This window comes from Mucilaginibacter sp. OK283, from assembly GCF_900110415.1.
In the GTDB taxonomy this organism is placed as follows: Bacteria; Bacteroidota; Bacteroidia; order Sphingobacteriales; family Sphingobacteriaceae; genus Mucilaginibacter.
Genome location: NZ_FODR01000011.1, coordinates 117,590 through 142,717 on the forward strand (window position 1 = coordinate 117,590; position 25,128 = coordinate 142,717).

Annotated in this window: 19 protein-coding genes; 5 read left to right on the forward strand and 14 right to left on the reverse strand. The window is 43.3% G+C overall.

From position 1 onward, the window contains the following. Positions 1 to 4 precede the first annotated feature (4 nt). Positions 5 to 1,003, reverse strand: a complete 999-nt coding sequence (locus BMX56_RS22455; RefSeq protein ID WP_090651936.1) for a pectinesterase family protein — start codon at positions 1,001 to 1,003, stop codon at positions 5 to 7. After that, a complete protein-coding gene (locus tag BMX56_RS22460) occupies positions 1,003 to 2,658 on the reverse strand; it encodes a glycoside hydrolase family 28 protein (RefSeq protein WP_090652050.1) in 1,656 nt (551 codons plus the stop codon). Before BMX56_RS22460 ends, BMX56_RS22455 begins: the two co-directional genes overlap by 1 nt. A gap of 291 nt (positions 2,659 to 2,949) precedes the next feature. Between BMX56_RS22460 and BMX56_RS22465 the strand changes: the two genes are divergently transcribed. Beyond that, positions 2,950 to 3,981 carry a LacI family DNA-binding transcriptional regulator gene (locus BMX56_RS22465; protein ID WP_090651937.1) on the forward strand — a complete coding sequence of 344 codons (1,032 nt, stop codon included), beginning with the start codon at positions 2,950 to 2,952 and terminating at the stop codon, positions 3,979 to 3,981. Between the two features lie 127 nt (positions 3,982 to 4,108). On the opposite strand, the gene BMX56_RS22470 is transcribed toward BMX56_RS22465, so the two are convergent. The 10 genes from BMX56_RS22470 to BMX56_RS22515 all read right to left on the reverse strand — a co-directional run bounded on the left by BMX56_RS22470 (position 4,109) and on the right by BMX56_RS22515 (position 19,550). After that, positions 4,109 to 5,449 (reverse strand): OmpA family protein, encoded by a 1,341-nt coding sequence (locus BMX56_RS22470; RefSeq protein WP_090652051.1) that lies wholly within the window; start codon positions 5,447 to 5,449, stop codon positions 4,109 to 4,111. A 694-nt stretch (positions 5,450 to 6,143) separates the two neighbouring features. Continuing rightward, on the reverse strand, positions 6,144 to 6,701 hold the full coding sequence (locus BMX56_RS22475; RefSeq protein ID WP_090651938.1) for a DUF4199 domain-containing protein: 558 nt from the start codon (positions 6,699 to 6,701) through the stop codon (positions 6,144 to 6,146). Between the two features lie 181 nt (positions 6,702 to 6,882). Continuing rightward, complete coding sequence (locus BMX56_RS22480) at positions 6,883 to 7,479, reverse strand: DUF4199 domain-containing protein (protein ID WP_090651939.1); 597 nt, start codon at positions 7,477 to 7,479, stop codon at positions 6,883 to 6,885. A 30-nt stretch (positions 7,480 to 7,509) separates the two neighbouring features. Beyond that, on the reverse strand, positions 7,510 to 8,178 hold the full coding sequence (locus tag BMX56_RS22485; RefSeq protein ID WP_090651940.1) for a hypothetical protein: 669 nt from the start codon (positions 8,176 to 8,178) through the stop codon (positions 7,510 to 7,512). 6 nt (positions 8,179 to 8,184) lie between these two features. Beyond that, a complete protein-coding gene (locus BMX56_RS22490) occupies positions 8,185 to 9,435 on the reverse strand; it encodes a dihydroorotase (RefSeq protein WP_090651941.1) in 1,251 nt (416 codons plus the stop codon). A gap of 28 nt (positions 9,436 to 9,463) precedes the next feature. Continuing rightward, on the reverse strand, positions 9,464 to 11,512 hold the full coding sequence (locus BMX56_RS22495; protein WP_090651942.1) for a BatA domain-containing protein: 2,049 nt from the start codon (positions 11,510 to 11,512) through the stop codon (positions 9,464 to 9,466). Between the two features lie 179 nt (positions 11,513 to 11,691). Continuing rightward, positions 11,692 to 13,113 (reverse strand): alpha-L-fucosidase, encoded by a 1,422-nt coding sequence (locus BMX56_RS22500; protein ID WP_090651943.1) that lies wholly within the window; start codon positions 13,111 to 13,113, stop codon positions 11,692 to 11,694. Positions 13,114 to 13,233: 120 nt separating this feature from the next. Next, entirely contained in the window at positions 13,234 to 14,337 is a 1,104-nt protein-coding gene (locus tag BMX56_RS22505; RefSeq protein WP_218152470.1) for a twin-arginine translocation signal domain-containing protein, read from the reverse strand. 469 nt (positions 14,338 to 14,806) lie between these two features. After that, entirely contained in the window at positions 14,807 to 16,309 is a 1,503-nt protein-coding gene (locus BMX56_RS22510) for a DUF1501 domain-containing protein (RefSeq protein ID WP_090651945.1), read from the reverse strand. 7 nt (positions 16,310 to 16,316) lie between these two features. Next, on the reverse strand, positions 16,317 to 19,550 hold the full coding sequence (locus tag BMX56_RS22515) for a DUF1553 domain-containing protein (protein WP_090651946.1): 3,234 nt from the start codon (positions 19,548 to 19,550) through the stop codon (positions 16,317 to 16,319). Positions 19,551 to 19,694: 144 nt separating this feature from the next. Between BMX56_RS22515 and BMX56_RS22520 the strand changes: the two genes are divergently transcribed. The 4 genes from BMX56_RS22520 to BMX56_RS22535 all read left to right on the forward strand — a co-directional run bounded on the left by BMX56_RS22520 (position 19,695) and on the right by BMX56_RS22535 (position 23,547). Then, positions 19,695 to 20,570, forward strand: a complete 876-nt coding sequence (locus BMX56_RS22520) for a helix-turn-helix domain-containing protein (protein WP_090651947.1) — start codon at positions 19,695 to 19,697, stop codon at positions 20,568 to 20,570. A gap of 105 nt (positions 20,571 to 20,675) precedes the next feature. Next, complete coding sequence (locus BMX56_RS22525; protein ID WP_090651948.1) at positions 20,676 to 22,046, forward strand: sensor histidine kinase; 1,371 nt, start codon at positions 20,676 to 20,678, stop codon at positions 22,044 to 22,046. A gap of 80 nt (positions 22,047 to 22,126) precedes the next feature. Beyond that, on the forward strand, positions 22,127 to 22,504 hold the full coding sequence (locus BMX56_RS22530; protein ID WP_090651949.1) for a response regulator: 378 nt from the start codon (positions 22,127 to 22,129) through the stop codon (positions 22,502 to 22,504). After that, a complete protein-coding gene (locus BMX56_RS22535) occupies positions 22,504 to 23,547 on the forward strand; it encodes an adenylate/guanylate cyclase domain-containing protein (protein WP_177183885.1) in 1,044 nt (347 codons plus the stop codon). The genes BMX56_RS22530 and BMX56_RS22535 overlap by 1 nt, the downstream gene beginning before the upstream one ends. Positions 23,548 to 23,633: 86 nt before the next feature. On the opposite strand, the gene BMX56_RS22540 is transcribed toward BMX56_RS22535, so the two are convergent. Together BMX56_RS22540 and BMX56_RS22545 are read right to left on the reverse strand one after the other, a co-directional pair. After that, positions 23,634 to 24,512, reverse strand: a complete 879-nt coding sequence (locus BMX56_RS22540; RefSeq protein ID WP_090651951.1) for a YitT family protein — start codon at positions 24,510 to 24,512, stop codon at positions 23,634 to 23,636. Positions 24,513 to 24,522: 10 nt separating this feature from the next. Then, complete coding sequence (locus BMX56_RS22545; protein ID WP_090651952.1) at positions 24,523 to 25,101, reverse strand: HD domain-containing protein; 579 nt, start codon at positions 25,099 to 25,101, stop codon at positions 24,523 to 24,525. Positions 25,102 to 25,128: the final 27 nt, after the last annotated feature.

The window sequence follows — 25,128 nt, forward strand, 5'->3', positions numbered from 1 at the left end:
AAGGTTATTTTATGGATGAAACATCCCAGTTATCGTTGCCGGCCAGGATATTTTTTATAGTATATTTTTCAAAATCAGCAGCACTCAACTGGTGCGACCACAATACACGTCCTTTTACATCTGCCCCGTTACCTTTTGACTGGTATTCGGCAAAAAAAGCGGTTTTCTCGTTTTCGGGGTTACGCCAGTTATCCCAGCCTTCTTTAAGTATATGGCTGCCCATAATTGTATTAATGTAAACTGCCTTACCGTGAGGACGCCATGGCCGTCCGAGGTAAACTTTGTTTACGCTGGTATCTGCAGCTGTAAGTGTACAATCAAAAAACACAAAGCCAAATTGCTGACGCGGGGTTGTTGCAGGAGCTGTAATGAATGAGTTTTTAAGGCTGTTGATAACGCAATGCTGAAATACTGCTGTTGCTTCGCCAAAAATAAAATCGGTTGTACCTTCAATATAGCAATCTTTATAAAACTGGCGGCTGCCTTCCGTAGCGGCATAAAGGGTATCCTGGTTACCCAGCAAACGGCAGTTGGTCACGGCACACCTGTCGCCTTCAATATGTAAAGCTACGGCCTGCCCAACCTGCCCTGCAGCGTTGGCTATGGTAAGGTTTTCGGCGGTAAAATCATTACCCTGCACTAAAACGGCGTATGAGGTATAGGTGGTGAAAGTATCCTTAGCAAAAGCATCCTTACCCTTCGGGTTTAGCTTTCCCGAAAAATCGCTATTGGTGATGATGGTTTGCTCTTTATCCTCGCCAATTAAAGATATCCTGGTTTTCCATGAGGGGATAACCAGTTTTTCGTGATATACCCCTTTTTTTATGAAGATGGAAACCTGCTGCTGCGACAGGTCGCGAACGGCGTTTACGGCCTCTTGTATGGTTTTATAGTTACCGCTGCCATCCTGCGCCACCGTAAAATGGTTGGGATAGGTAACAGCCTGTGCCTGCAGCATGGCAGGCATCATCAGGATCAATATCAGCAGGTATAATTTCCTCATTATTTTGCTGTTATAAGTGAGCTGCTTTCGGCACCGGGGCCAAACTCTGCTTTGTTTTTAGCCTTTGCCGCATCGGTATTTAACAATTGTACCTGCGCCGATTTTCTGCCTGCTATCTTAAGCAGTAATTGCGCCTGGTTATACCTTATGCCGCTAAGCATAATGCTGCTGCCATTTTTAATATTAATAAGCGGGCTGGTGTTTTCACACTCAAGGTGCACATTTTTCAGGCTGATGTTTTGCGCTTCAATAATATCAATACCATCGTTTGTTTTGAATATGCTGTTTTCAATGTGGATGCCTTTAATGCTCATTTCGGGCAGGCCCCGTATCATAATGGCTTTTTCGGCGCCGTTGCAGGCTACATTGTTCACATAAAAATTGCGGAACGCGGGTGTGGCTTCTGTTACCGGGAAATTTGCCTGGTCGTTAACCTCATCTGCTTCTCCGGGCGATTTGCCGCCATAATACATATCAAAAAGTATAGCCTCATGAAGAATCTCTTTCATGCTGATGTTTTTGATAAAAATATTTTCTACTACGCCGCCACGCCCGCGGGTAGTTTTAAACCTGAGGCCAATATCGGTACCAATAAAGGTGCAATCAGTTACGAAAATATTGCGCGCGCCACCCGACATTTCACTGCCAATTACAAAGCCGCCATGCGCGCGGTAAACAACATTGTTTTTTACAATAACATTTTCGGTTGGTTTGCCCCTTTTACGGCCCTCTTCATCGCGACCGGATTTGATACAAATGCCATCGTCGCCGGCATCAAATGTGCTGCCTTCAATCAGCACATTTTTACATGATTCCACGTCAATTCCGTCACCATTCTGTGCATTCCATGCGTTTCTTACGCGCATATTTTGCACAGTAAGGTGTTGGCACAATAAAGTATGGATATCCCATGCCGGTGAATTTTGAAGTGTAACCCCTTGCAGCAAAACATTTTTACAATTGGTAAGCACCAACATATTCGGTCTGAAAAAATCCTTCATAGCTTCATTATCCTTGATGGTTTTCCCTTGCCCAAGCACACCGGCACCCGGTGTTTTAACACCTTTCATAAAGCCTTCTGATGGATACCATGATTTGCCGTTTTCGCTTACAACACCGCCGCTTGCCACCAGCTTTTTCCATTCGTTTTCGGTAAGCCTGTCTTTCCCAATGGCACGCCAAACCTCGCCATGCCCATCAATGATTCCATCGCCGGTAATAGCAATATTCTGTAGATTGGTACCAGATATAGGCGACTCATTACGCACGGCGGCATGCCCTTCATAATTGCCTTCAATTAATTTATACTGGGTTTTATCATCGGTAAACTGGAGCAACGCCGCCCTGCTTACATGCAGGTTTACATTGCTTTGCAATACCAACGGCCCCGTTAACCATAAACCCTGCGGAATAAGCACTACCCCACCGCCTTTTTTGCTGCAGGCAGCAATTGCTTTATTAATATTAACTGTATTTAATGTAATGCCATCGGGCTTTGCGCCGTAACTTAAAATATTAACGGTATCTTTTTTAAATACAGGCATATCTACATGGGGCAAATGCTGCCAAGAATACGGCGGGCCCTGTGCAAATGCAGTTAGTAAACCGGTCGCAAATAATACTGCGACACTAAATGATACTTTTATTAACGACATGCTTTTATAGGTGATTTTTTTACGCCTTAATTGGTAGCGAATTAAAATAAACAACGCTGCTGACGGCGCTATGTACAATTCTTAAACAAGATTAACGGCTCTTAACTATAAAAAAAAGGAATTGACCAACTAAAACCACGCAATCGTTCCCAGTAACGTTTGCGTGATTTTGAGAGTTATGGGTAAACACGACAAAATCCCGGTTTTTACGATAACTTAGTCGTAAAATAATTTCTTAATATTTGAAAACGTCTGATCTTGCCGTAATTTGCACGATCAGAGAACCAAATTATGTTTGAATCCTATACCATTAAAGACATTGCAAAGGCTTTGGGTGTATCCACCTCCACCGTATCGAGGGCATTAAAGGGCAGCTATGAAATTGGCGCCGAAACTAAAAAACTCGTTCAGGAATATGCCGAGAAGGTGAATTACCGCCCCAATCCTATTGCCTTAAGTCTTAAAGATCAAAAAAGCCATTCAATTGGTGTTGTGGTATGCGAAGTGGCGAACGACTATTTCTCGCAAGCCATCAACGGTATCGAATCTATTGCATACAACCTTGGTTACCACGTTATTATTACGCAAACCCACGAATCGTTTGACAGGGAAACAGTTAACGTACAACATTTGCTTTCAAGGCATGTTGATGGGTTGCTGGTTTCTTTATCTGCCCAAACCACAGATACATCGCAGTATAAATATCTTCATGAAAAAGGGTTCCCTATTGTATTTTTTGACAGAATTGCCGCAGATATTGACACACACAGGGTTGTTGCTGATAATTTTAAAGGGGCATTTGATGCTACGGAGCTTTTAATAAAATCCGGATTTAAAAAGATAGCGCACCTAACCAATTCAAATAACCTGTCGATAACAGTTGAAAGGCTCAACGGGTTTAAAGCCGCGCTGGATAAGCACGGCATCGAATTTAAACCTGGTTATTTAAAAAACTGCGAGCATGGCGGGATGATCTACGACGAAATTGAATTTGCGGTAAAAGCATTGTTAGCTATGGAAAACCGACCCGAAGCCATTTTTATCGGCAGCGACAGGTTGACCATTAATTGCATGTCGATATTAAAAAAAATGGGCGTAAAAGTACCCGACAATTTGGCGCTGGCTGGTTTTACCAATTCGGATGTTGTTGATTTATTTGATCCGCCACTTACCGTAGTCCGCCAGCCTGCATTCCAGATAGGCCAAAAAGCAACTGAACTACTTATTAAGACCATCGAAAGCAAATGGCCCGTTGAAGAATTTACGACCGAGCGGGTGGATACACAGTTAATTGAAAGATTATCGTCGCAAAAATTAAAATAACAATCGCTTTCTTATAAAATAAAACAAGTGGGGGCTCCGTTGGCTTCAAACCGACTTGCTTTTTGTATAAATGCAAAAAGCCCCGGGTTATCCGGGGCTTTAGCAAATAATATTTAATTAAAGACTATTACTTTTTGAACTGAACGCGACGGTTTAATACACGTCCTTCTTCAGTTGAATTATCAGCAATTGGCATGGTTTCGCCATAACCCTTAATTTTTACTTTCTTGGCATCAACACCAGAGTTAACCAGGTAAGTTTTTACCGAGTTAGCACGATCTTTTGATAAAGAAAGATTGTGGGCCGCTGTACCTTCAGATGAAGCGAAGCCATCAACCTCAACTTTAGCACCAGATGCACGCAAATCTGCAGATGTAGCATCTAATACAGGGTAAGATGAAGTGCGTAATACCGAGCTGTCAAATTCAAACTGGATGTTTGAGTAAGCGGTACCAACCACTTTACCACCAGCTAACGTTGAATCTGGTTTAGGGAACACGATAACGCAACCAGAACCATCTACTACACTGCCTGCGGCAGTACCTGGGCATTTGTCAAACTGATCGGCAACACCGTCACCATCCGAATCTTTTTTCAGGTCGCTAACCGCAGTTTCAACATTGGTAACGCGGCCTTTTAAAGCTTCAACTTCCTGGCGTAAAGCTGCATCGTATAATTCGTCATACATTTGAGCAACCGGGTTAACCCATGTTAGGTTCTGTTTGGTTTTCGGGCCAAAAGTATACTCTAAACCACCATAGGTATAAGAGTAGTGGCTAAACTGCGGATAGGTATGAATAGCGCCAAAGTTATAGCCCTGTACAAAGCTAATAGTGTAACCTAAATTTAAGGCTAACGCGTCAGACAGTCTGAACTTTACGCCTGCACCAACCGGAGCAAATAATTCTTTAATGGTTTTGTCGCCCCATGGATTAGTTACAGGGCTACCGCCAACCTTAGTGTTTTCTTTAACTTTATACAAGTCTAAACCTAAACCGGCAGAACCATAAAAGTTAACACTGTTTTTGCGATGCAGGAAACTAACGCTTGCAATGTTAAAAACACCACTAAGTGCGGCTGAATTAAACGAAGTTTTGTATTCGGTGTAGCCAAATTTTTGAGTACCGTCCTTGTCAATGCCATGCACTTTGCCACCTAAATAATCTAACTGTAAGCTAAAAGTGTGCGATAATTGTTGCCTTAAATACACGCCATAGCCCAAATCAGCTTTAAATTTGTTAGTAGTGTTAATGGTAAACGGAACAAGCCCATCAGTAATACCGGCACTTACGCCAATGCTGAATGTGTTGTACTGACCAATGCCACCAAATACCTTGGCGGTAGAAGTCTCAGAAGACATTGTTGTAGTTGTTGTTTTGGTGGAATCGGTTTGGGCATTAGCCATACCTACAACCATCAAAGACGCAAACGATAATGCGACTGTTTTCTTTAATGTAGAGTAATTCATAGTTGTTTGTTGTTGTTTTTTTAAGCCTTCCAAAAGGCTTTATAATCACCTATAACTTTTTAAGAAGCAAATTGTTTCGAAAAAGGAAAATTGATTTATAGTTATGAAATTAAAAACACCTTTGGTTGAATTTTCATTTAAATAACTGGTCAACTAACCTTGACATTTTCTCGACCTATTTACCCCTTTTGTTATTTTGCTGTTTTGCAAAAAGAACGCCAAAAACAAAAAGTTGCACTTTTAAATTCAAAAAAATAACATATCAACAAGGGTCATGCGGCTTACGTGCATAATTTTAGTTAAAAAAATAGGCTGATTGCAAAAAAATAATAAGCCCCCGATTTATTATTTTTATTTTAAGTACATAAACTGTCTATATTAGGATACATTATTTTCGTCATTCTGCAATCAGGTCCTTAATAAACTGCATTCCTGTCCTGAAGATAGTGCGGTAAGCGATAAATTTTCACAAGTCGGAGCAATATCAGGGTATAAAAAACGCCGGTATAATAACCCGCGGTTCTTATTGCAGGTGGCAAAACTTTTACCTTCTGCCTTTTCTATATTGATATCCCCGGCATTTTTTTGAAGGCCTCGTTAGTAAGTATATGTCCCACTATAATCTGGAAAGCAAAACAGGCCTTTCTTATTCAGAAAAGGCCTGTTGAATTGTTATAAGATCAGTTGCATCATTTTACACAGTTGAGTCAGGCTGCGAATCGTCATATGCGGCAGTCTGAAATGGGGGGCGTTCTTTTTTGAAGATGGCTGCAGTAATAAGCGCAATGATAACGCCCATTATTATAGTGCCTATCAAGCCAAAGACAGCCATGATTCCAGGTTTCATAAATTTACGAGACATGGACATGGCTGTATCAATTTGATCCTGAGGCATATTTTTTGCCTGCAATTGTGCCTCTGACGATGCGAGTATTTTTTCAATCATTTCAGGGCTCAATATAGCGAAGTATAGATAGGTGAATACTGCAGCAAGTATCCCCATAAAAACAGAGTATAAAAGCCCGGTCTGAAAACCTTCACCATACGTTAAATATCCGCCAAGCTGATCGCGATACTCTTTTTGTGTAAGGCATAAAAACGCGATAAATGGAATATAGCTTATCCATCTTATTTTTGAGTTAGGATCGATATTCGATAAATCGAAAGTGTAAGTAAGTATTATTGATGTTACCACGCCAATCAATGCCCATTTTATTGCAGGGGCGGATGGGCTCGCTTTTTTTACTTCCATGAGATTTTAGGTTTATTTTTTGTTTCCCTAAATTAACTATTATTTTATAAATCAGCGAGGTGCGGCCAAATTTATTTAATGTACTTGTTTGTAAATCTTACACAAGTGGTGGTTATAGTATAAAACCCAAAAAGGCCTTTCCGGGTGAGGAAAGGCCTGTAAAATCATATATATTTATTACTTATACCGAGGCGCCACCAGTTCCCGAACTATATACCTGCTGTTCATTTTTAAAAAACGCAGCGAAAATTAATGCTAAAACAAACAGGAATATAATGCTGATTCCTAATGATTGAATTTGCTGCCCTACCGTGATGTTTTTTTCTCCCTCTAATGCTTTTTTCATGTCGCTTATTTTAGCGTCCACATCCTTAGCATTTGCAGGATTTTCGGCTTTCAGTTTATTTAACGCGGTAATCATTGCTGTCTCAGTTTTTTGCAGCATATCAGGCTCAATAACTTTGGCAAAAACATTGTCTTTAATTATAAACACCAATAAGTACGAAGCAAAAAACATGATAAAAATACCGGTTGTTGCCTGCCGGACATTCCAGTACCCTCCTATCTTTTTTCTGAGACTCATGCAAAACAAAATAGCTATCCCTATTGGCAACACATACGAAAACAGCACCGAGCCAACGGTCACTGTAACAGCTGTTTTTGCCACCAGTATCATAAAATAAAAATAAATGATACTTACAACAGACAACACACCCCCCAAAATCAACCCGTTGATTAATCCTTGTACTTTTATTCTTCTGTTTATGTCTTCGCTCATGCTTGCGTGTAATTAAGGCAACCTAATTGCCTATTGAAAATTGATCAGGATCTCTAAAACAGCCATATCGAAATCAGCTTCCAATGCGTTTTCAGCTATAATAGCTTTTGCCTCCGGCGATGGATCGATATTCTGGAAAAAACACATTACCGGGTAAAACAGTTCGGCCAGCTCAGAATCTTCGGGCAGGCTGCTGGCTACATTGGCAATTTCTTCAACAGGGCTTTCCATCAATATCTGGTTAGCTATTATAGGCTCATAAATGCGGTACTCATCCTGAAACTCGTCTTCATCAACCAACAAAAATTCTTTTAAATAGTCTTCCAGTTCGGGCTCAATATCTTCATCTTCGCACTCATTCAGGTACAGGAGCATATTTAGCAGTTCGGTACCACGGTCAAGAGTTTGTTCCTCAATATCTTCCCACTCCGGGGTATCCAGGTAATCTTCTTCCAGCTTTTTAACATCAGCGCTAAAAAAGTTGATCATCAACAAATCAAAAAACACCTCGCGCAAGGCTTCCACCTGTGGATTATTGTCAAATACCTCGTCCAAAGCGTCAACTTTGGTCAGGAAATCTTCATCGGATATAAAAACATCCCCAAAATCGCCGGTTAGTACTGTTGCATCAAAGCTGTTATATTTAGAAAATGCCTCTAAGGCCGCCTGGAAGGCAGTTTCTATTTTTGGATCTATCATGTTTTTCTATTTAGATATTTGTTTGTTGTTATATGTTAACAGCACTTTTCCTTTTAAAGTATCGCCAATAAAGGGCGAGTTTATTGATTTTGACATGTTGCTCTTACTATTATACTCCCACTCCGCATCAATATCAAAAAGCACCAGGTTGGCTTTTTCACCTTCGGCAATTACAGGTACAGCTACCCCAAGTATTTCACGTGGATTGATAGCCAGTTTTTCTACCAGCAATTCAACGGGCAAGCCGGCCTTAAGCGCAAGCGGTAATACAGTTTGAAAACCTACCATACCATAAGCTGCCACTTCAAATTCCACATCTTTAAATTCGATTTCGTGCGGTGTATGCTGCGATACAATAGCATCAATTGTGCCGTCTTTTAAGCCTTTTATCAGCGCTTTTACGTCATCCCTGGTACGTAAGGGTGGTTTTACCTTGTATTGGCTATCAAAGCCCAATAATGCTTCATCAGTAAGTATCAAATGGTGTGCGGCAACATCACAGGTTACCTCCAGCCCCTTTCGTTTGGCTTCCCTGATAAGCTCTACAGAACGGGCAGTTGATATGGTGCTGAAATGTATTTTGGATACGGTATACTCGGCCAGGTAAAGGTCGCGGGCTATCATCAGTTCTTCGGCCAATGAGGGGATTCCCTTCATGCCCAAGAGGGTACTGATTTCGCCTTCATTCACCTTGGCCTTGCCTGCAATAGCGGTATCTTCGGGGTACGAGAATACCATCGCATCAAAACCTTGCGCATACAGTAAAGCACGTTCCATCAAACCGGCATCCTGCACGGGGCGGTTACCATCAGTAAAAGCTTTGGCACCGCTCAGGAACATATCATACATCTCGGCAAGGTCTTTCCCCTCCCGCTTGTGCGATATGGTACCTAAAGGGTAAACATCTACCAAATTACCTTTTGAACGGTTAATGAGGTATTCAACCTCGGCTTTGGAGTGCACCGGGTTTGCGGTATTAGGCATCATAGCCACGCCGGTAAAACCTCCGGCGGCGGCGGCTTGCGTACCCGATGTGATATCTTCCTTTGTTTCTAACCCCAATTCGCCTATGTTGCAGTTTAAATCGAAAAAGCCAGGCGAAACGTATTTGCCTTCTGCTTCAATTAACTTAGCATCAGCTTCAATATCATCAGCAATACGGGTGATAACTCCGTTTTCAATTAAAATATCGGCAATTTGTTGATGAAAGGGCGATCCGGGATCAAGGATAGTGGCAGATTTGATAAGCAAATTCATTAGCACCGCTTTAAGGATTTTTTGTTGATTAAATCGGTCGCTTTACTACCGCGACACCCGGTTTAAAATACCTGATGAGCACAATTTCGGCAGCCAGAAAAATCAATGCCAAAATTATACAAAGTTTCCATAATTGTGTACCTAAATTTGTTTCGGCAACAATACCTTTTAATGAGGCGTTACCTCCTGTAATTAAGGCGCTTGACTTTGGCATAATTTCTTTTAAAGCCGCGGCGTCGAGGTAACTCATATCCGATTCGCTCCTGTTATCGTTAAAAGCCAGCGCCGCCAGGGTGCTGTCTTGTTTTTTTAAAGTATAAATGCCGGGTTCATGTAATTGATCGGATACATACAACAACGTGCTACCCTCCTGCTGCCTTACATCTGGTATAATACTTTGTTCCCCCTTGCTCAATTTAAGCAATTGTTTTTCGGCGATTTGCACCGGCGGAATCTCTAAAGCCTCATCCTGCCCTAAAGTGTAAAAAAGCGGCAGGTCATGACCGCTTAATAAAGCTATCCTGAACAATACCGGCACAAATAATGCATGCCGTGGCAAATTGCTAAATTCTTCATCTAAGGGAACAGCAGCTACATAAACTTTGCCTTTGCCGCTGTTATAGCCGGCCCAAAAAGTTTGGCCGCCGGTAAGCGTCATCAGGTTATCGGCAACGCCATGGGCAGCACTTAACTGATAATATTTTTTTACCACCGGCAAATCGGGGTTTTGAGGAAAACTTTCAAATACATTTTTGAATACCGGGCTTTGGCGGTTAAGGCCGGATACCTTGTTTGCTTCGGTTATTAACTTTTCGGGGTAAGCGGCGTTCATCCCTTGCAGGAACAGCCGGTAATTGGCCAGGTCGGCATTGGCAGAGGGAAAAACCGCCAGGGTGCCACCTTTGGAAACATAAGTTTTCAGTTGCTGCGCCAATCCGGTAGATATCGCTTTAATATCGCTTAGCACAATTAAAGGATAAGTACTTAAAGCCCCATAATCAACATTACCCTCAGGCACGTTCCTGGTTTTAAAAAAAGCATCGGCTGCAAAAACGGCTTTCAGATATGGGTTGGCTATGCCTGCATCAATCAGCAAAACAGGCATCTGTTGTGCCACGTTAAAGCTGAAATAGAATTTATTATCAAAGGTAATGGGGTTATCCTGTAATTGCACTTCGCCCTGCTGCCAGCCTGCCTGCAGGCCCATAAACGACAAGGTATCGTTTTGTACAGCGCGTGCAGCAACGGTATAGCTGCCCAGTGCCTTTTGCTCGCCATTAATTAATACTTTTAAAGGGATCTTCTCTGCCTTTTCTCCGGCGTAATTGTGCAGGCACACCACCAGCTTCTCACTTTCGCCGGGCCGATGGATGGCGCTGAGCAGCCAAACAGAATCAACAGTTACGTTTGACAGGTTACCGGCTTTAAGCTGGATGAGACTGTAAGCGATACTGCTATCGGCTTTCAGCGGCTTATCAGCCATATTTTTCTGCAGATCGGATATAATATAGGCAGCTTTTGTAGTGCCGGGCCGGGCTAACAGTAAACTTTGCTGCCTGCCGATAATTTCCTGCAATTTTCGGCTTTGTGGGCTAATCTTTACCTGGTCTACCGCGTCATTAAACTCATCGCGGCTGAGCAGGCGCTGATGCTTGCCCTCAAAATCCTGCGTAAGCAATTGAAAACGATCATTTATATTGTATGCCGACGCTATCTCTTTGGCTTTTTGCCTGGCATCGTCCAATAATGAACCCTCGCGGTTAAGGGTTTGCATGGAGTATGAATTATCAACAAAAACACTCACTACATTTTGCCTGCCCGCACCTGCAGAATTTTGACCCGGGATAAAAGGCCTTGCAAAAGCCAGCACCAAAAAAAACAAAGCCAATAACCGTGAAGCCAAAATCAAACGCTCCCTCAAATTATGGCGGGACGACTGTTGCTCCTGTATCTCTTTTAAAAACTGAACATTGCTAAAATTAACCTTCTGAAACTTCCGAAAGTTGAAGAGGTGGATAATAACCGGGATAGCTAACGTAAGTAATGCAAATAAAAAAGCCGGATAGATGAAGTGCATTTACAAATGAAGTGAAAAATGTGCAGATTTCAGATTACAGATGTGCAGATGTTCAAAAAGCAAAAATTGCCTCATGTATTTGGTATGAGGCAATCGTTTTATAATCATCTGTAAATCTGAAATTTGCAAACTAATCCTTCAAACATCATCTGCACATCTGTAATCTGAAATCTGCACATCTACAATTTCGGTTCATTATAAACCTGGAATTCCGCTATACTTGGCGCATTATCGTAGGTTTCGATAGACATCCGCACTTTGTCGCCTTTTACCTGGGCAAAGCGGTTTACTTTAACGCGGCTTAGGTTCTCGCCTTCAAATAATGTTTTCCAGGTGGCACCATCAAGGTATTCCAGCTTGTATTTTTTAATGTTGGGTTTGCGTTCAAATATCACAACCGTGTTAAAAGGCTGACCTGGTTTTAAAGTAACCTCGTACCATGGATTTTTTACCCTTGGGTTCGACTGCCACACGGTGCTAAAATCATCATCGTTGGCAAAATCCATAATCTCGGAGTCATCGCTCCAGCTTGAGTTGGCCGGCGCGTGTTTAGCCAGGTTGTGCGATACTATCGGCGGGCCTGTTTCGCCCAATTTGCCTACCGGGCCTTCGTTTTTCCATAGCTGCCCTATTTGTTTTAAACCGGCAAGCGCGTTATCGTCCATTAAACCGTCGGTGTTTGGCGCAACGTTCAGGATAAAATTACAGCTGGCGTTATTAAGCGGGACCAGGGTTTCATTAACAAATTTATTTACATCGCGGATTGGTGTTGTTGGGAAGTCTGTTTTCCAAAACCAGTTAGCCTGTATTGGCAGGCAAGCCAAGGCCGGCATTTTATTGGTTTCTTTTGACAAACGCTGACCGGCGCCCATTTCATAAGTTTTAATGTCGGTATAATATAAACCATCTCCCGGGTATTTGGCGCCGTTCAAATCCATCATCAGGCAGTTTGGTTGTAATGATTTTACCAGCTGATAGATATCCTGGAAAGGGACATCGTCATAAGATATCCTTGACCATGGTGCATCCCAGCCGTCAATGATCAAAGCTTCTATCGGGCCGTAGTTGGTAAGCAACTCGGTTATCTGCTTTTTGATCATCTCGATATGCCTTGGCTGGATCATATTAGGGCGCAGTTTGTGATGTGTATCTAAAATAGAGTAGTACAGCATCACCTTTAAGCCTTCATCCCGAAAAGCTTTAACATACTCTTTAACTACATCGCGTTTCAAAGGGCTGTTCATCACATTGTAATCGGTACTTTTGGTATCCCAGATGCAAAAACCACTATGGTGTTTGGTGGTTAAACAACCATAGCTCATATTGGCCGATTTTGCTGCCTTTGCCCATTGCACACAATCCAGTTTTTTAGGGTTAAACTCCGATGCGGGTGTTTCAGGATCAGGCCAGTCGGCGTTCTCGTATGTAGGGATATTAAAGTGAATGAACATCCCGAAACGCAGGTCGACAAATTTTTGCTGTAATTCTGAAAGCGGCAACTGTTTTTTTGAAACGCTTTGAGCGTTTACATTGGTTACGCTTAAAATGAGCGCGGTTATTAAAAACGGAATTAATTTTGTTTTGGTAATACTGTTAATCATAGTTAGCTAAATTAATTTAGTAAGGTGTTTGAAGGTAGCTAAGATTGTTAAAAACAGGTAATTAAAATTGAATTCATATTGGCATATTATTCAACGATATTGACTATATACCTGTTTAACTTACACCCTTGTTAATTTCACCGGAGCCGTATGATAAGCATTCCATTGGCATACATAAACATTTTTATCTTCATCAACACAAACGTCATGACCGTGCTGAAAAATGCGGTTTGATGCTTGTAAAGTAGGCTGTAAAACACCGTTCTTATACACAGGCGCGGCACCGCCCGGGTTTGATATCACTTTATTGTCTTTATCCAGGATGGTTACAAAACCCGAATAATCAAACCGGTTGCCACTGGCATCCTTGCTCCAGCAAACACCGGCGTAAATATTCTGATCGTCAATTACCGCCCGACAAACATACATGCCCGGCATATCGATACGCTTAATGAATTTACCATCCATGGTAAATACTTTAAAGCAGTTTTCTTCGCGCGAGGTACAAATGAGCGTAGGATTATTTTTGTCGCGCGTATCTACCGTGATGCCATGCGCGTTCACCAGGTTATGATCCTTATTGGCATTATTATGCCCGCCGAAATGACGAATATACTGCCCCTTGCTATCGTAATGAATAATATAATCCGATCCGTAACCATCGGCCACATAAATATCGCCGTTGGGGGCAACCGCCGTCTCAGTTGGTTTAAAGGGTTCATTATCTTTATAAACACCAATGGTACGTGGGTGGCCAATGGCAAATATCAGCTTACCATCAACAGTGGTTTTAAGCACCTGCCCCGATTGGCCGTATGAGTTGCCTGTTTTATCAACTGCCCAGCCGCAGTCAGTCAACAGTAAAAAATCCTCGCCCCCTTCTTTGCTGATGGTTAGCCCATGGCCGCCCGGTAATGCGGTGCCCCAATAATCAAGCAGTTTGCCCGATTTGTCAAAAATGAGGATATTGTTTTGGGTATGGTCGCCCAGCATAATCAAACGACCCTTACTGTCCTGCACCATTTCGTGGCAATTGGCCAGCGGATGGCTGTTTACACTGATTTTTGCCCAGCCTTTGTCGGCTTTGTAGGTGTATCCACCCTGCCCTATGGTCTGGTCATCTGGCTTTAAGTCCTTGTGCAAAATAGCAAAACTATTTACCGGTGCAGCAGCCACCAGTGCCGACGCGATGGCCGAGTTTTTTATAAAATTCCTTCTTTCCATAATGTAATAGTATCAAGTAGTAAGTATCAAGTATCAAGACAGCTGCGGAACGCGGCCGGCTTTTCAATTGGTGTTTAATTGGTTAATAAAATAGTATCAAGTAGTTAGTAGCAAAACAGCTTCTTAATGTGGCTGACTTTTACATCACTATTCGATTGGTTAAAACAAGTTCTAATATCTGATTTCTTATTTGTATGTACAAATAAAATATACCTGCCAATTACCAGCTCCTGTGGGCTATATAGTTTCAACTTTCAGATGAATTTAGGACGCAAGCTTCTATCGCTTTATTGCTAATCTCGATATGCTGATCTTGTAGCTGATAGAAAAACAATCAACCAAATGCAGCTGAAAGCTGCAAACATGATTAACCACGAGCTGGAAGCTCGCGGCAGCGGCTTCACCCTTCTAAAATCTTACTACTTGATACTTACTACTTACTACTTACTACTTACTACTAAAAATGATACTAAGATAATATATCCCTCACCACCTTCCCCTCCACATCGGTAAGCCTGAAACGGCGCCCCTGGAACTGGTAGGTAAGCAATTCGTGGTTGATGCCCATCAGGTGCAGCAGCGTTGCCTGGAAATCGTGTACGTGCACCGGATCTTTTACAATATTGTAGCTAAAATCATCCGTTTCGCCATAGCTGATGCCGTGTTTTACACCTGCACCGGCCATCCACATGGTAAAGCAGCGCGGGTGATGATCACGGCCATAATTGTCGGCAGTTAGCTTTCCCTGCGAGTATGCTGTTCGGCCAAATTCGCCGCCCCATATCACCAGGGTATCGTCCAGCATGCCGCGTTGTTTCAGGTCTTTGATTAATGCAGCGGTAGCCTGGTCGGTAGCCTTACATTGGCCGGCTATACCCGATGGCAGGTTACTATGCTGATCCCAGCCCTGGTGGTATAGCTGCACAAACTTCACATCTTTTTCCAACAGTTTTCGCGCAAGCAGGCAATTGGCGGCATAGGTACCGGGGTCTTTACTATCGGGGCCGTACATGTCAAAAATTTCTTTGGGTTCGTTGGCGGTGCTCATCACCTCGGGCACCGATGTTTGCATGCGTGCAGCCATTTCATACTGGGCTATGCGGGCATCAACTTCCGGATCAGCATACGCGGCGTTTTGCAGGTTGTTCAGTTTTGACAGGTATTCCAGCATTTCCTTTCTATCTGCCCCGTCATAGCCTTCGGGGTTATTCAGGAACAAAACAGGGTCTTTACCCGAACCAAACTGCACCCCCTGGAACTTGGATGGCAGGAAACCGTTACCCCATAGCCGGGCGTACAAAGGCTGGTCTTTAGGTGCGTTTTTTGAAACCAGTACAATAAAAGTAGGCAGGTTTTGATTATCCGATCCCAAACCATAGCTAATCCAGGAGCCTATCGATGGCCTGCCCGGTAGCTGGTTACCCGTTTGCAGGAAAGTTATAGCCGGATCATGGTTTATGGCTTCAGAATACAGCGATTTTACAATACACAGCTCATCTACCACCTGCGCGGTATATGGCATCAATTCGCTCATCCAGGTTTGGCTTTGGCCGTGCCGGTTAAATTTACAAAATGATGGTGCCAGCGGCAGCACACTCTGGTTGGCGCTCATGCCGGTAAGCCTTTGCCCCTGCCTCACCGAATCGGGCAGGTTTTGGCCAAGCATGGCAGCCAGTTTAGGCTTATAATCAAAAGTTTCAAATTGTGATGGCCCGCCCGCCTGGAACAGGTATACTACCCTTTTGGCCTTCGGTGCAATTTGCGGCAGGGCACTCAAAATATCATCCTCCAGGCTGCCCGGGCGTTTTAGCGCGCTGCCAAAAACACTATTGCCAAACAACGATCCAACAGCCAACGCGCCCAAACCCAGCGAAGTTTTGGTTAAAAAATTACGCCTGTCCATCTTCCGGTGAAGCTCATTAAATTCCGGCGTATGCAGCCTGAATTCCTCATCATGGTGAAAATCTGACATGGATGTTTTATCTTTTGGTTAATGATGCATCTGAATTTAAAATGGCGCTGGCCACTACGGTATTGGCGGCTATTAAAGCGCCATCCAGCTTTTTATCTACCCGATACTGGCCGGCGGTAAGCCAGCCCTTTTGTTTTTCGGGGTGTGTTTTAAACTTCTTGAGTTCTACCTGTTGTAGGGCCATCAACAGGCTTACTTCATCTGGCGTCGGGCTTCGGCTGGTTAGTTTGCGGTAGGCAGTAGTTATAGCTTGCTTACCATCAGCGTTTCGGCTCATTTGCTCGCCCAAAACTTTGGCGGCCTCCACAAACGTAGGGTCGTTCAGGGTTACCAAAGCCTGCAACGGTGTATTGGTTTTTTGCCTGCGGATAATACAATAGCTGCGCGATGGCGCGTCAAAAGTAGCAAGTGTTGGGTTGGGGACAGCTCGTTTTACAATCACATACAAACTACGCCGATACACCGCCTGGCCTGTATCCGGGGTGTAGGTGGTATTGTTTATTTCCCATAAACCGGCAGGCTGGTATGGTTTTATACTTTTGCCGCCTATTTGGGTATTTAACAACCCGCTGGCAAATAAGGCATTGTCGCGGATCATCTCGGCAGGCATCCGGTACGCCGGGCCGTGCGACAGGTAACGATTTTCGGGATCTTTCTCGGCAGCCTCTTTAGCCGGCCAGGAATCCTGGCGGTACGTAGCCGACATCACGATCAGTTTGTTCAAAGCTTTCATATCCCAGCCCTGCTCAACAAAGGTTGTAGCCAGCCAGTCCAGCAGTTCGGGGTGGCTGGGCATTTCGCCCTGGTTGCCAAAATCTTCGCTGGTTTTCACCAGCCCGGTTCCAAAAAAGTTTTGCCACAAACGGTTTACCGCTACCCTTGCTACCAGCGGATTATCGGTATTTGTAGCCCATTGTGCCAGGCCATACCTGTTTTTAGGCAAATCGGCAGCAAATGGCAGTATAGCTTCGGGCGTGTTGGGAAAAACCTGTTCGCCGGGCATATCGTAATTGCCGCGGTTAAGCAGGTATGAGTTTTTAGGCTTAGCCATTTCCTGCATTACCATCAACTCGGCCACATTTTCGGTCGAATCTGATAAAGTGGTGCGCAAAGCGGTTAACTTTTTTGTTTCGGCCAGCATCAGCGGGTCAACGACGGTAAGATAGTAGGCTTTTAGCTTACCAATATCATCGGCACCCAGGGCATCCTTGCTTTTTGCAGCCACCTGCTGCCAGCTATCCTTTTGGGCCAGTATTTTCACCTCGAAAGCGGTAAGGATCCGGTTGTATACTACAACATCGTCTACCTTTCCATCTTTAAAACCACGCCCTCGTTCCCAGGCGCCAACCTGTAACCCGGGCTGGCTATCGCCCATAAATAAAATATCCTTGGTAAGCTGATCCATGGTGGCTTCCATTTTCATTTCGCTGCCATCCAGGTACAGTTTAAAACCATCCGCCTTTGCCGATCCATCATAGGTTGCCGTAAGCTGCATCCACCTGTCGCGGGGCACGTCATCAACCGTAACCAGGGTTATTGCATTTGAAGGCCCGGTGTGGGCCATGTTGAGTTCCAGCTTATTATTTTTGAGGTATAAATGATATCCCCTAAAATTGTACAGCCGTTCGGAATTGCCTTTATGAAAAATAACACCTTCGCTTAACTGTTTAGGAATGTTAACCCAAATACCGATGCTAAAGGGCTGCGATTTGCGGAAGACGCCAATCTTATTCAAATCAAGCCAGGTATCGCCATTTAAAGCCAATGCCTTGCCATCGCCCTTAGCCTCAAATAAAGGCGCATCGCCGGCCTGGCCGCCTTCGCGTTTCATGGAGCCAATATCCTTAGGGTTTACGCTACTTGCCAGGTCGCCTTTATTAAAATTGAAACTCGCCTGCAAGCCATTAGCCGGAATTTTTTCAGTGGCCAGTTTTTTATACTCGCCATTGGCAAGCCATTTATCAAAATCAGTAATAGCCTTACTTTCTGTTTGGGCAATGGTGTTTTTTTGCTGCGCGATGTTGTCATTAATAAACTGTAATATTTTTTCCTTTTGTGCCGTTGGCAGCATTAATGTCGGTGTTGGCAAGGCATCATCCCATGATATTTGCCCCGCCTCTTTTACGTTGTTAAAAAAGCTGAACAACTGGTAGTAATTCTTTTGCGATATCGGGTCAAACTTATGGTCATGGCATTTGGCGCAGCCTACGGTCATGCCTAATACCGCGCTGCCAAAGGTATTGGTACGGTCAATCACATATTCGGTTTGGTATTCCTCCTCAACAACGCCTCCTTCCATATTTTGCTGGTGATTGCGGTTAAAGGCGGTAGCAATGATCATATCTTTTGTTGGGTGCGGCATCAAATCGCCTGCCAATTGCCACTGGATGAATTTATCGTAGCTAAAGTTGCTGTTAAAAGCCTTGATCACCCAATCGCGATAGGGCGACATATCCCTTATCCTATCTACCGTGTACCCATGCGAATCTGCAAAACGGGCGGCATCCAGCCAGTCCACCGCCATTTTTTCGCCATAGTGGGGCGATGCCAACAGGCGGTCTACCTGTTTTTCATAGGCATTAGGCGATGCATCTTTTAAAAAATCATCAATCTCTTTCAGCGTTGGCGGCAGGCCGGTAAGGTCGAGCGAAAGCCTGCGTAACAATAATTCTTTATTGGCTTCTTTAGATGGCAGCAGGTTTTGCCGTTTAAGCCTGGCCAGTACAAAGTTATCTATAGGGTTATTCACAACGCCGTCAACCACGGGCACGGCTGCCTTTACAGGTTTTACAAAGGCCCAATGGGGTTTATATACAGCCCCGTTTTTTATCCATTTTATAATGACAGCCTTTTCATAAGCCGACAAGGTATGGTGCGATTCGGGCGCGGGCATCAGGTAGGTTGAATCGGTTGATAAAATGCGTTTTACCACCTCGCTATGCTGCAGGTCGCCGGGTTTAATGGCAACCACGCCTATATCGTCGGGTAATTCGGCGTAGGCATTTGCAGCTATGTCCAGCCGTAAACCGGCCTTTTGCTTGTTTTTATCGGGTCCATGGCAGGCAAAGCACTTATTGGATAGTATCGGCTTTACATCAATGTTATAATCCACCGTTGGCGGCAAGGCATCGTATGCTTTTTGTACATCGGCGGGCAAGTCGACAGCCGATGAATAAAAAAACAACCCGCTGCCTGTTACCATTACGGCACTCAACGTTACTAAAAAAGACCTCAGCATCATACAATTTATCAGGTTTGATAATCTGGATAAATCTACGAGGAGCCAGGGATTAAAAATTTCACAAAGGCCACATCAATTTGCACAAATCCGACTTTTACGGGTTAATCTGACGATTAATTTATTAAATTGCATTCCCTTATAGGTATGAACAAAAGCATTTTAAGATCAACATTCAATTTACTGAATATTGACCATGTAGAACTAAACAAAAACTGGAACTACAAAAATGTTACCAGTACATTTTACCGGCTGTATTATATCGACGGCGGAGAAGGCGTGCTATATAATGCCGATAGCAGCATTAAACTGGAGCCAGACTATATATACCTGGTGCCGAGTTTTACCACCTGCAATTATTGTTGCGACAACTATTTAAGCCAGTATTATATCTGCTTTGCCGAGGAATCTGTTGACGGCGCCTCGCTGTTTTCATCAAACCGTAAAATATTTAAGTTAAAAGCCGCCGATAATGCGCTGGCATGTTTTAAACGCATACTGCAATTAAACCCTAACCGGAGTTTGTATATATCCTACAATCCGAAAGTTTACGAGAAGCGGCCGGTGCAAAAAAACTTCGAGGAGTTGAACCAGTTGACGCATGCCTCGGCTTATATGGAAACTTACGGCTTACTTTTGCAATTGGTATCGATGTTTTTAAAACCGGATGTTTTCTTGATGGAAGATAAAAGCATCATCCACTCCAAAATATCTGATGCTATCAATTATATACAAACCAACCTGCGCCAAAACATTACGGTTACCCAGCTGGCCAAACGCGCCAACCATAATGCCGATTATTTTTCGCGCCTGTTTTTTGAGAATACCGGCGAGCGGCCCTTAACCTACATCCAATCAAAGCGTATTGAGCGTGCGCAACTGTTGCTTACCACAACCAAAATGCCTTTTTATGAAATAGCCGCCGAAACAGGTTTTGAGAGCCTTGCCTATTTTTCACGCGTATTCAGGAATATTACCGGACAAACACCCGGATCATATAAAAAAAACAGCCTGGTAATGTAGCTATACGGCTGAATTCGCTATTAAATGCTGATTAATGCAAATAAAATATTAGTTTTAAAACTGTTTGCCTAAACATCCGGCGCAAATTGAAAATTTGATTCTTTTATGATAGGAATAGAACCTGCTGTAACCATATTTCTTACAACCCAGCTGCGCAAAAGTTTAAAAGACCGGGGCATCGTCAGCGAATGGGATAAATATCTTTTGTATGTATTATACGGCGCTGTGGCCGTAATGATGGGGAGCATTTTTCTTGAAAAAGAAGGGCTGATCAGGTGGTTTGGGCATCTTCTTTTAGCATGGCTTATATCGTTACCCTTTACAAAAGAAGAGTTTAAGGCAAATCGATCAATTATCAATTGGGTGCTGCCATTTGCGGTGGCCGTAATTTTTAGCGACCTGGTACGCCTTGTTGCGTCTGGCTTTTACGATGATCATAACGACCTTTTTGAAAACTCGGTAGGCTTTACCGTGCTCTGGCTTTTTGCCATGTGGTGGATAAACCGGAAGCAAGCTAAAGCGCTTGAAACAGAACGAATAAAACGCCGTAACGAAGAGGAACAGAACCGCATGATGGCTGCGATGAAAGTTAACCTGGAAAGCGAAGTAAAGCAACGTACCGCCGAATTAACCAGCCAGAAGGAAGAACTTCAACTCGCCCTATCCGAACTGAGAAGCACCCAGGCACAATTGGTGCAACAGGAAAAAATGGCATCGCTGGGTGAACTTACCGCAGGGATAGCCCATGAAATTCAAAATCCGCTTAATTTTGTAAACAACTTCAGTGAGGTGAGCATCGAATTGCTGGACGAACTTAAAGATGAGGTATTAAGCAAGCTGCCCGACGATATTAAACAGGAAGCGGATGATATTATAAACGATATTACCCAAAACCTAACCAAAATAAACCAGCATGGTAAACGCGCTGATGCCATAGTAAAGGGAATGCTACAGCACTCGCGTACCACTACAGGTAAAAAAGAGCCAACCGATATTAATGCGCTTGCCGATGAATACCTGCGCTTAAGCTACCATGGTTTACGGGCCAAAGACAAAATGTTTAACGCGGGCATGAAAACCAGTTTCGATGAAAATATTGGTAAAATTGAAGCTATTCCGCAGGATTTAGGGCGGGTATTACTAAACCTGTTTAACAACTCCTTTTACTCGGTTGCCGAAAAGAAAAAGCAAAATATTGCCGGCTACGAGCCAACTGTAACGGTGGTTACCCGGAAATTACCAAACGCTGTTGAAATTACCGTAAGCGATAACGGAACAGGCATCCCTCAAAAGGTATTGGACAAAATATATCAGCCATTTTTTACCACAAAACCAACGGGGCAGGGTACCGGCCTTGGCCTATCCATGAGTTATGATATCATTACAAAAGGGCACGGCGGCGATTTGAAGGTAGAAACAGCCGAGGGTGAGTTTGCCCGGTTTATTATCACTATTCCGGATGTGAAAGCCAATTAATGGCAAAAAAGCCGCAATAATGGCGTTTTAGCTGCCTGTAAAATCAATACAAAACCTAAATTTGAAACGAGAATAAAACTATGAAAATACTTGTTGTTGACGACGAGGCCGATGTACAACCGTTGTTTCTGCAACGCTTTCGCAAAGAGATAAAAAATGGAGAAATCGAGTTCAACTTCGCGCAATCGGGCGAGGAAGCCATGTCGTTTTTGGCGGTTAACCACTCTGAAGTGATCCTGATATTATCCGACATCAATATGCCCGGCATGACGGGCCTGGAATTGCTCGACAAAATAAGGCATACCTACGAAAAACCACCACCGGTGGTCATGATGATAACCGCCTATGGCGATGATGAAAACTACCAAAAATCAATGGAGTTGGGGGCGAATGACTTTTTAACCAAGCCCCTTGACTTTAATAATTTAAAAGAAAAACTAAAACACATAGAACAATAATGGCCAAAATACTGGTGGTTGATGATGAATTGGACCTGGAATTGTTGATAAAACAAAAATTCAGGAAAAAGATCCGTGAAAAAGTATATGATTTTGTATTCGCCCACAACGGTTTTGAAGCACTAACCAAACTTGCCGAAGACCCGGAGATTGATATGATTTTGAGTGATATCAATATGCCCGAAATGGACGGTCTCACGCTGCTTACCAAACTGCCCGAAGCCAACCCTATTATAAAAGCTGTAATGGTATCGGCTTACAGCGATATGGACAATATTCGTACCGCCATGAACCGTGGTGCTTTTGACTTTGTTGTTAAGCCGGTAAATTTCGACGACCTGGATATTACCATCGAAAAGACATTAATGCACGTGCTGGAGTTGAAAAAAACCATGCAAGCCATTAAGGAGAATAACATTCTTAAAATGTATGTTGATGAAAATGTGCTTAACTTTATGACCCACAAGGAGTTTGAAACAAGCCTACTGAGCAACGAAACTGTTGATGCCACTGTTTTATTTATCGACATATGCGGCTTTACGGCCATATCCGAACACGTACCCGCCAATGCTGTGGTAAGTTTAATAAACAAGCTTTTTGATATGATGGTGCAGGAAATTATTGCCCAAACCGGTCATATAGATAAGTTTATGGGCGATGCTGTGATGGCGGTTTTCCGCGGAGAGTACCACCTTGACCGTGCCATTGATGCAGCCCTTGCCGTGCGCGAAAAAATGCACAGCACAGAAACTATAGTTTACGGCGATAAAACGTTTAAACCCGACGTATCCATCGGCATAAACTCTGGCGAAATGATATCAGGCAACATTGGTTCTGCCTCCCTGAAACGCCTGGATTATACCGTAATTGGCGATGCCGTAAACCTGGCCCAGCGCCTGCAGGGGGTGGCAAAAGCCAACCAGATTGTGGTTACCGAAGAGGTTTACCAAAAAGCCAGAGAATCTTTCGAGCTCAAAAAAATTGGCGAAGTGACGTTGAAGAACAAAGCGAAGCCGGTGGAGATTTATGAAGTAGTTTCTTGAGTAGTAAGTATCAAGTAGTAAGTATCAAGACAGCTGCAAAAAACCGGGTCAAAAAATCTTACTACTTACTACTTGATACTAAAATCTTAGTGCTCTCGTACCCTTTTCTTCAATACACCACCTGCCGCTTCTTTGATGCTGTTGGTGAATACGAATGCTTTGGGATCAATGCTGTGCACCAGGTTTTTGAGGCGGCGTACCTCGAAGCGAGTTATTACGGTGAAAATGATATCGACAGGCTGGTGAACATCAAAGCTTTCTTTTAGAAAGCCGCGCTCGCCTTTGTAAATGGTAATACCCCGGCCCAGTTCCATAACCAGTTTTTCCTTGATGATCTCGCTTTGGCCGGATATGATGTTTACCGCCGTGTATTCTTCCAGCCCGTCAATTACAAAGCTAATGGTGCGGGATGCGGTGTAGTAGGTTAAAATGGAGTATAATGCGGTTGGCAGGCCAAGTTCAAACGCAGCTATTAAAAATATAATAATGTTGATGCCTAAAATAATCTCGCTGATAGTAAAACTACTGCGCTTTAAGGTGTAAAGCGCCAATATCTCAATCCCATCTAACGCACAGCCGCCACGAATGGAAAGGCCAACACCCAGGCCCATAAACACACCGCCGAATATGGATACCAATAGTTTATCGGATGTAATAACCGGATAAGGCACATACAACAAGCAAACCCCAAGCCCTATTACGCAGGCAAAAGTTTTGAGCGCAAAAGACCTGTTCACCTGGAACATTCCCATAATGATGAACGGAATATTGGCAGCAATGATCACAAATGCGATATTGATGTGATAAAGTTCATGAATCAGCAGGGATATACCCGTTACTCCTCCATCAAAAAATTGGTTAGGTACCAAAAAACCTTTCAGGGCAAATCCGCAAAATAAAATCCCGATAATCACGGTTACTACATCCTTAATTATTTCAGATAAACTATGTTCCGGTTTAGTCATGTATAGTACTTTATATTAATCTTTCAGTTATTATATGCAGGTGCTTTTCTTTTTCAGCTTCTCTTAAACCGATAGCTGTTTTGGTAAAATAGCGGTGGCTTTTCAGAAAGCTTACCTGCTGCTTATCCCACTCCTGTTCTGTTTTCAGTTTATGGGTTATTTCAAGTTCCGAAAATAACCTTTTACTAAGGATAAAAAAATCATTCCGGCCTAAATAATCCAAATCGGCATCACAAATAATTTCGCCAAGCTTGTTATGCGGTTTCTGGGGTATTTTGGTAGCCATAATGATATCACAAACAACGGCTATATGGGCATCCGTATAATTAAAGGCCGGCAGATGCTCGCGGGCTATTTTACAGGAGTTGCTTTCATGATCATCCAACCCGCACAAAAAACCCGAATCATGAAACAGGGCGGCTGTAAGCAGTAAAGTAGTTTCTGCCAAATCGATACCTTCACCTAAAGCTAAACGTTTAGCAGCATTGTGTACATCCTGTGCATGGGTTGCATTGTGGTAGTAAAAATGTACCGGGAGTTCGCTTTTTATTTTATCCAGGATAAATTCCCCGGCCTTATCAATCTGCATTGGTTATAAATTGGCTGCTAATATAAT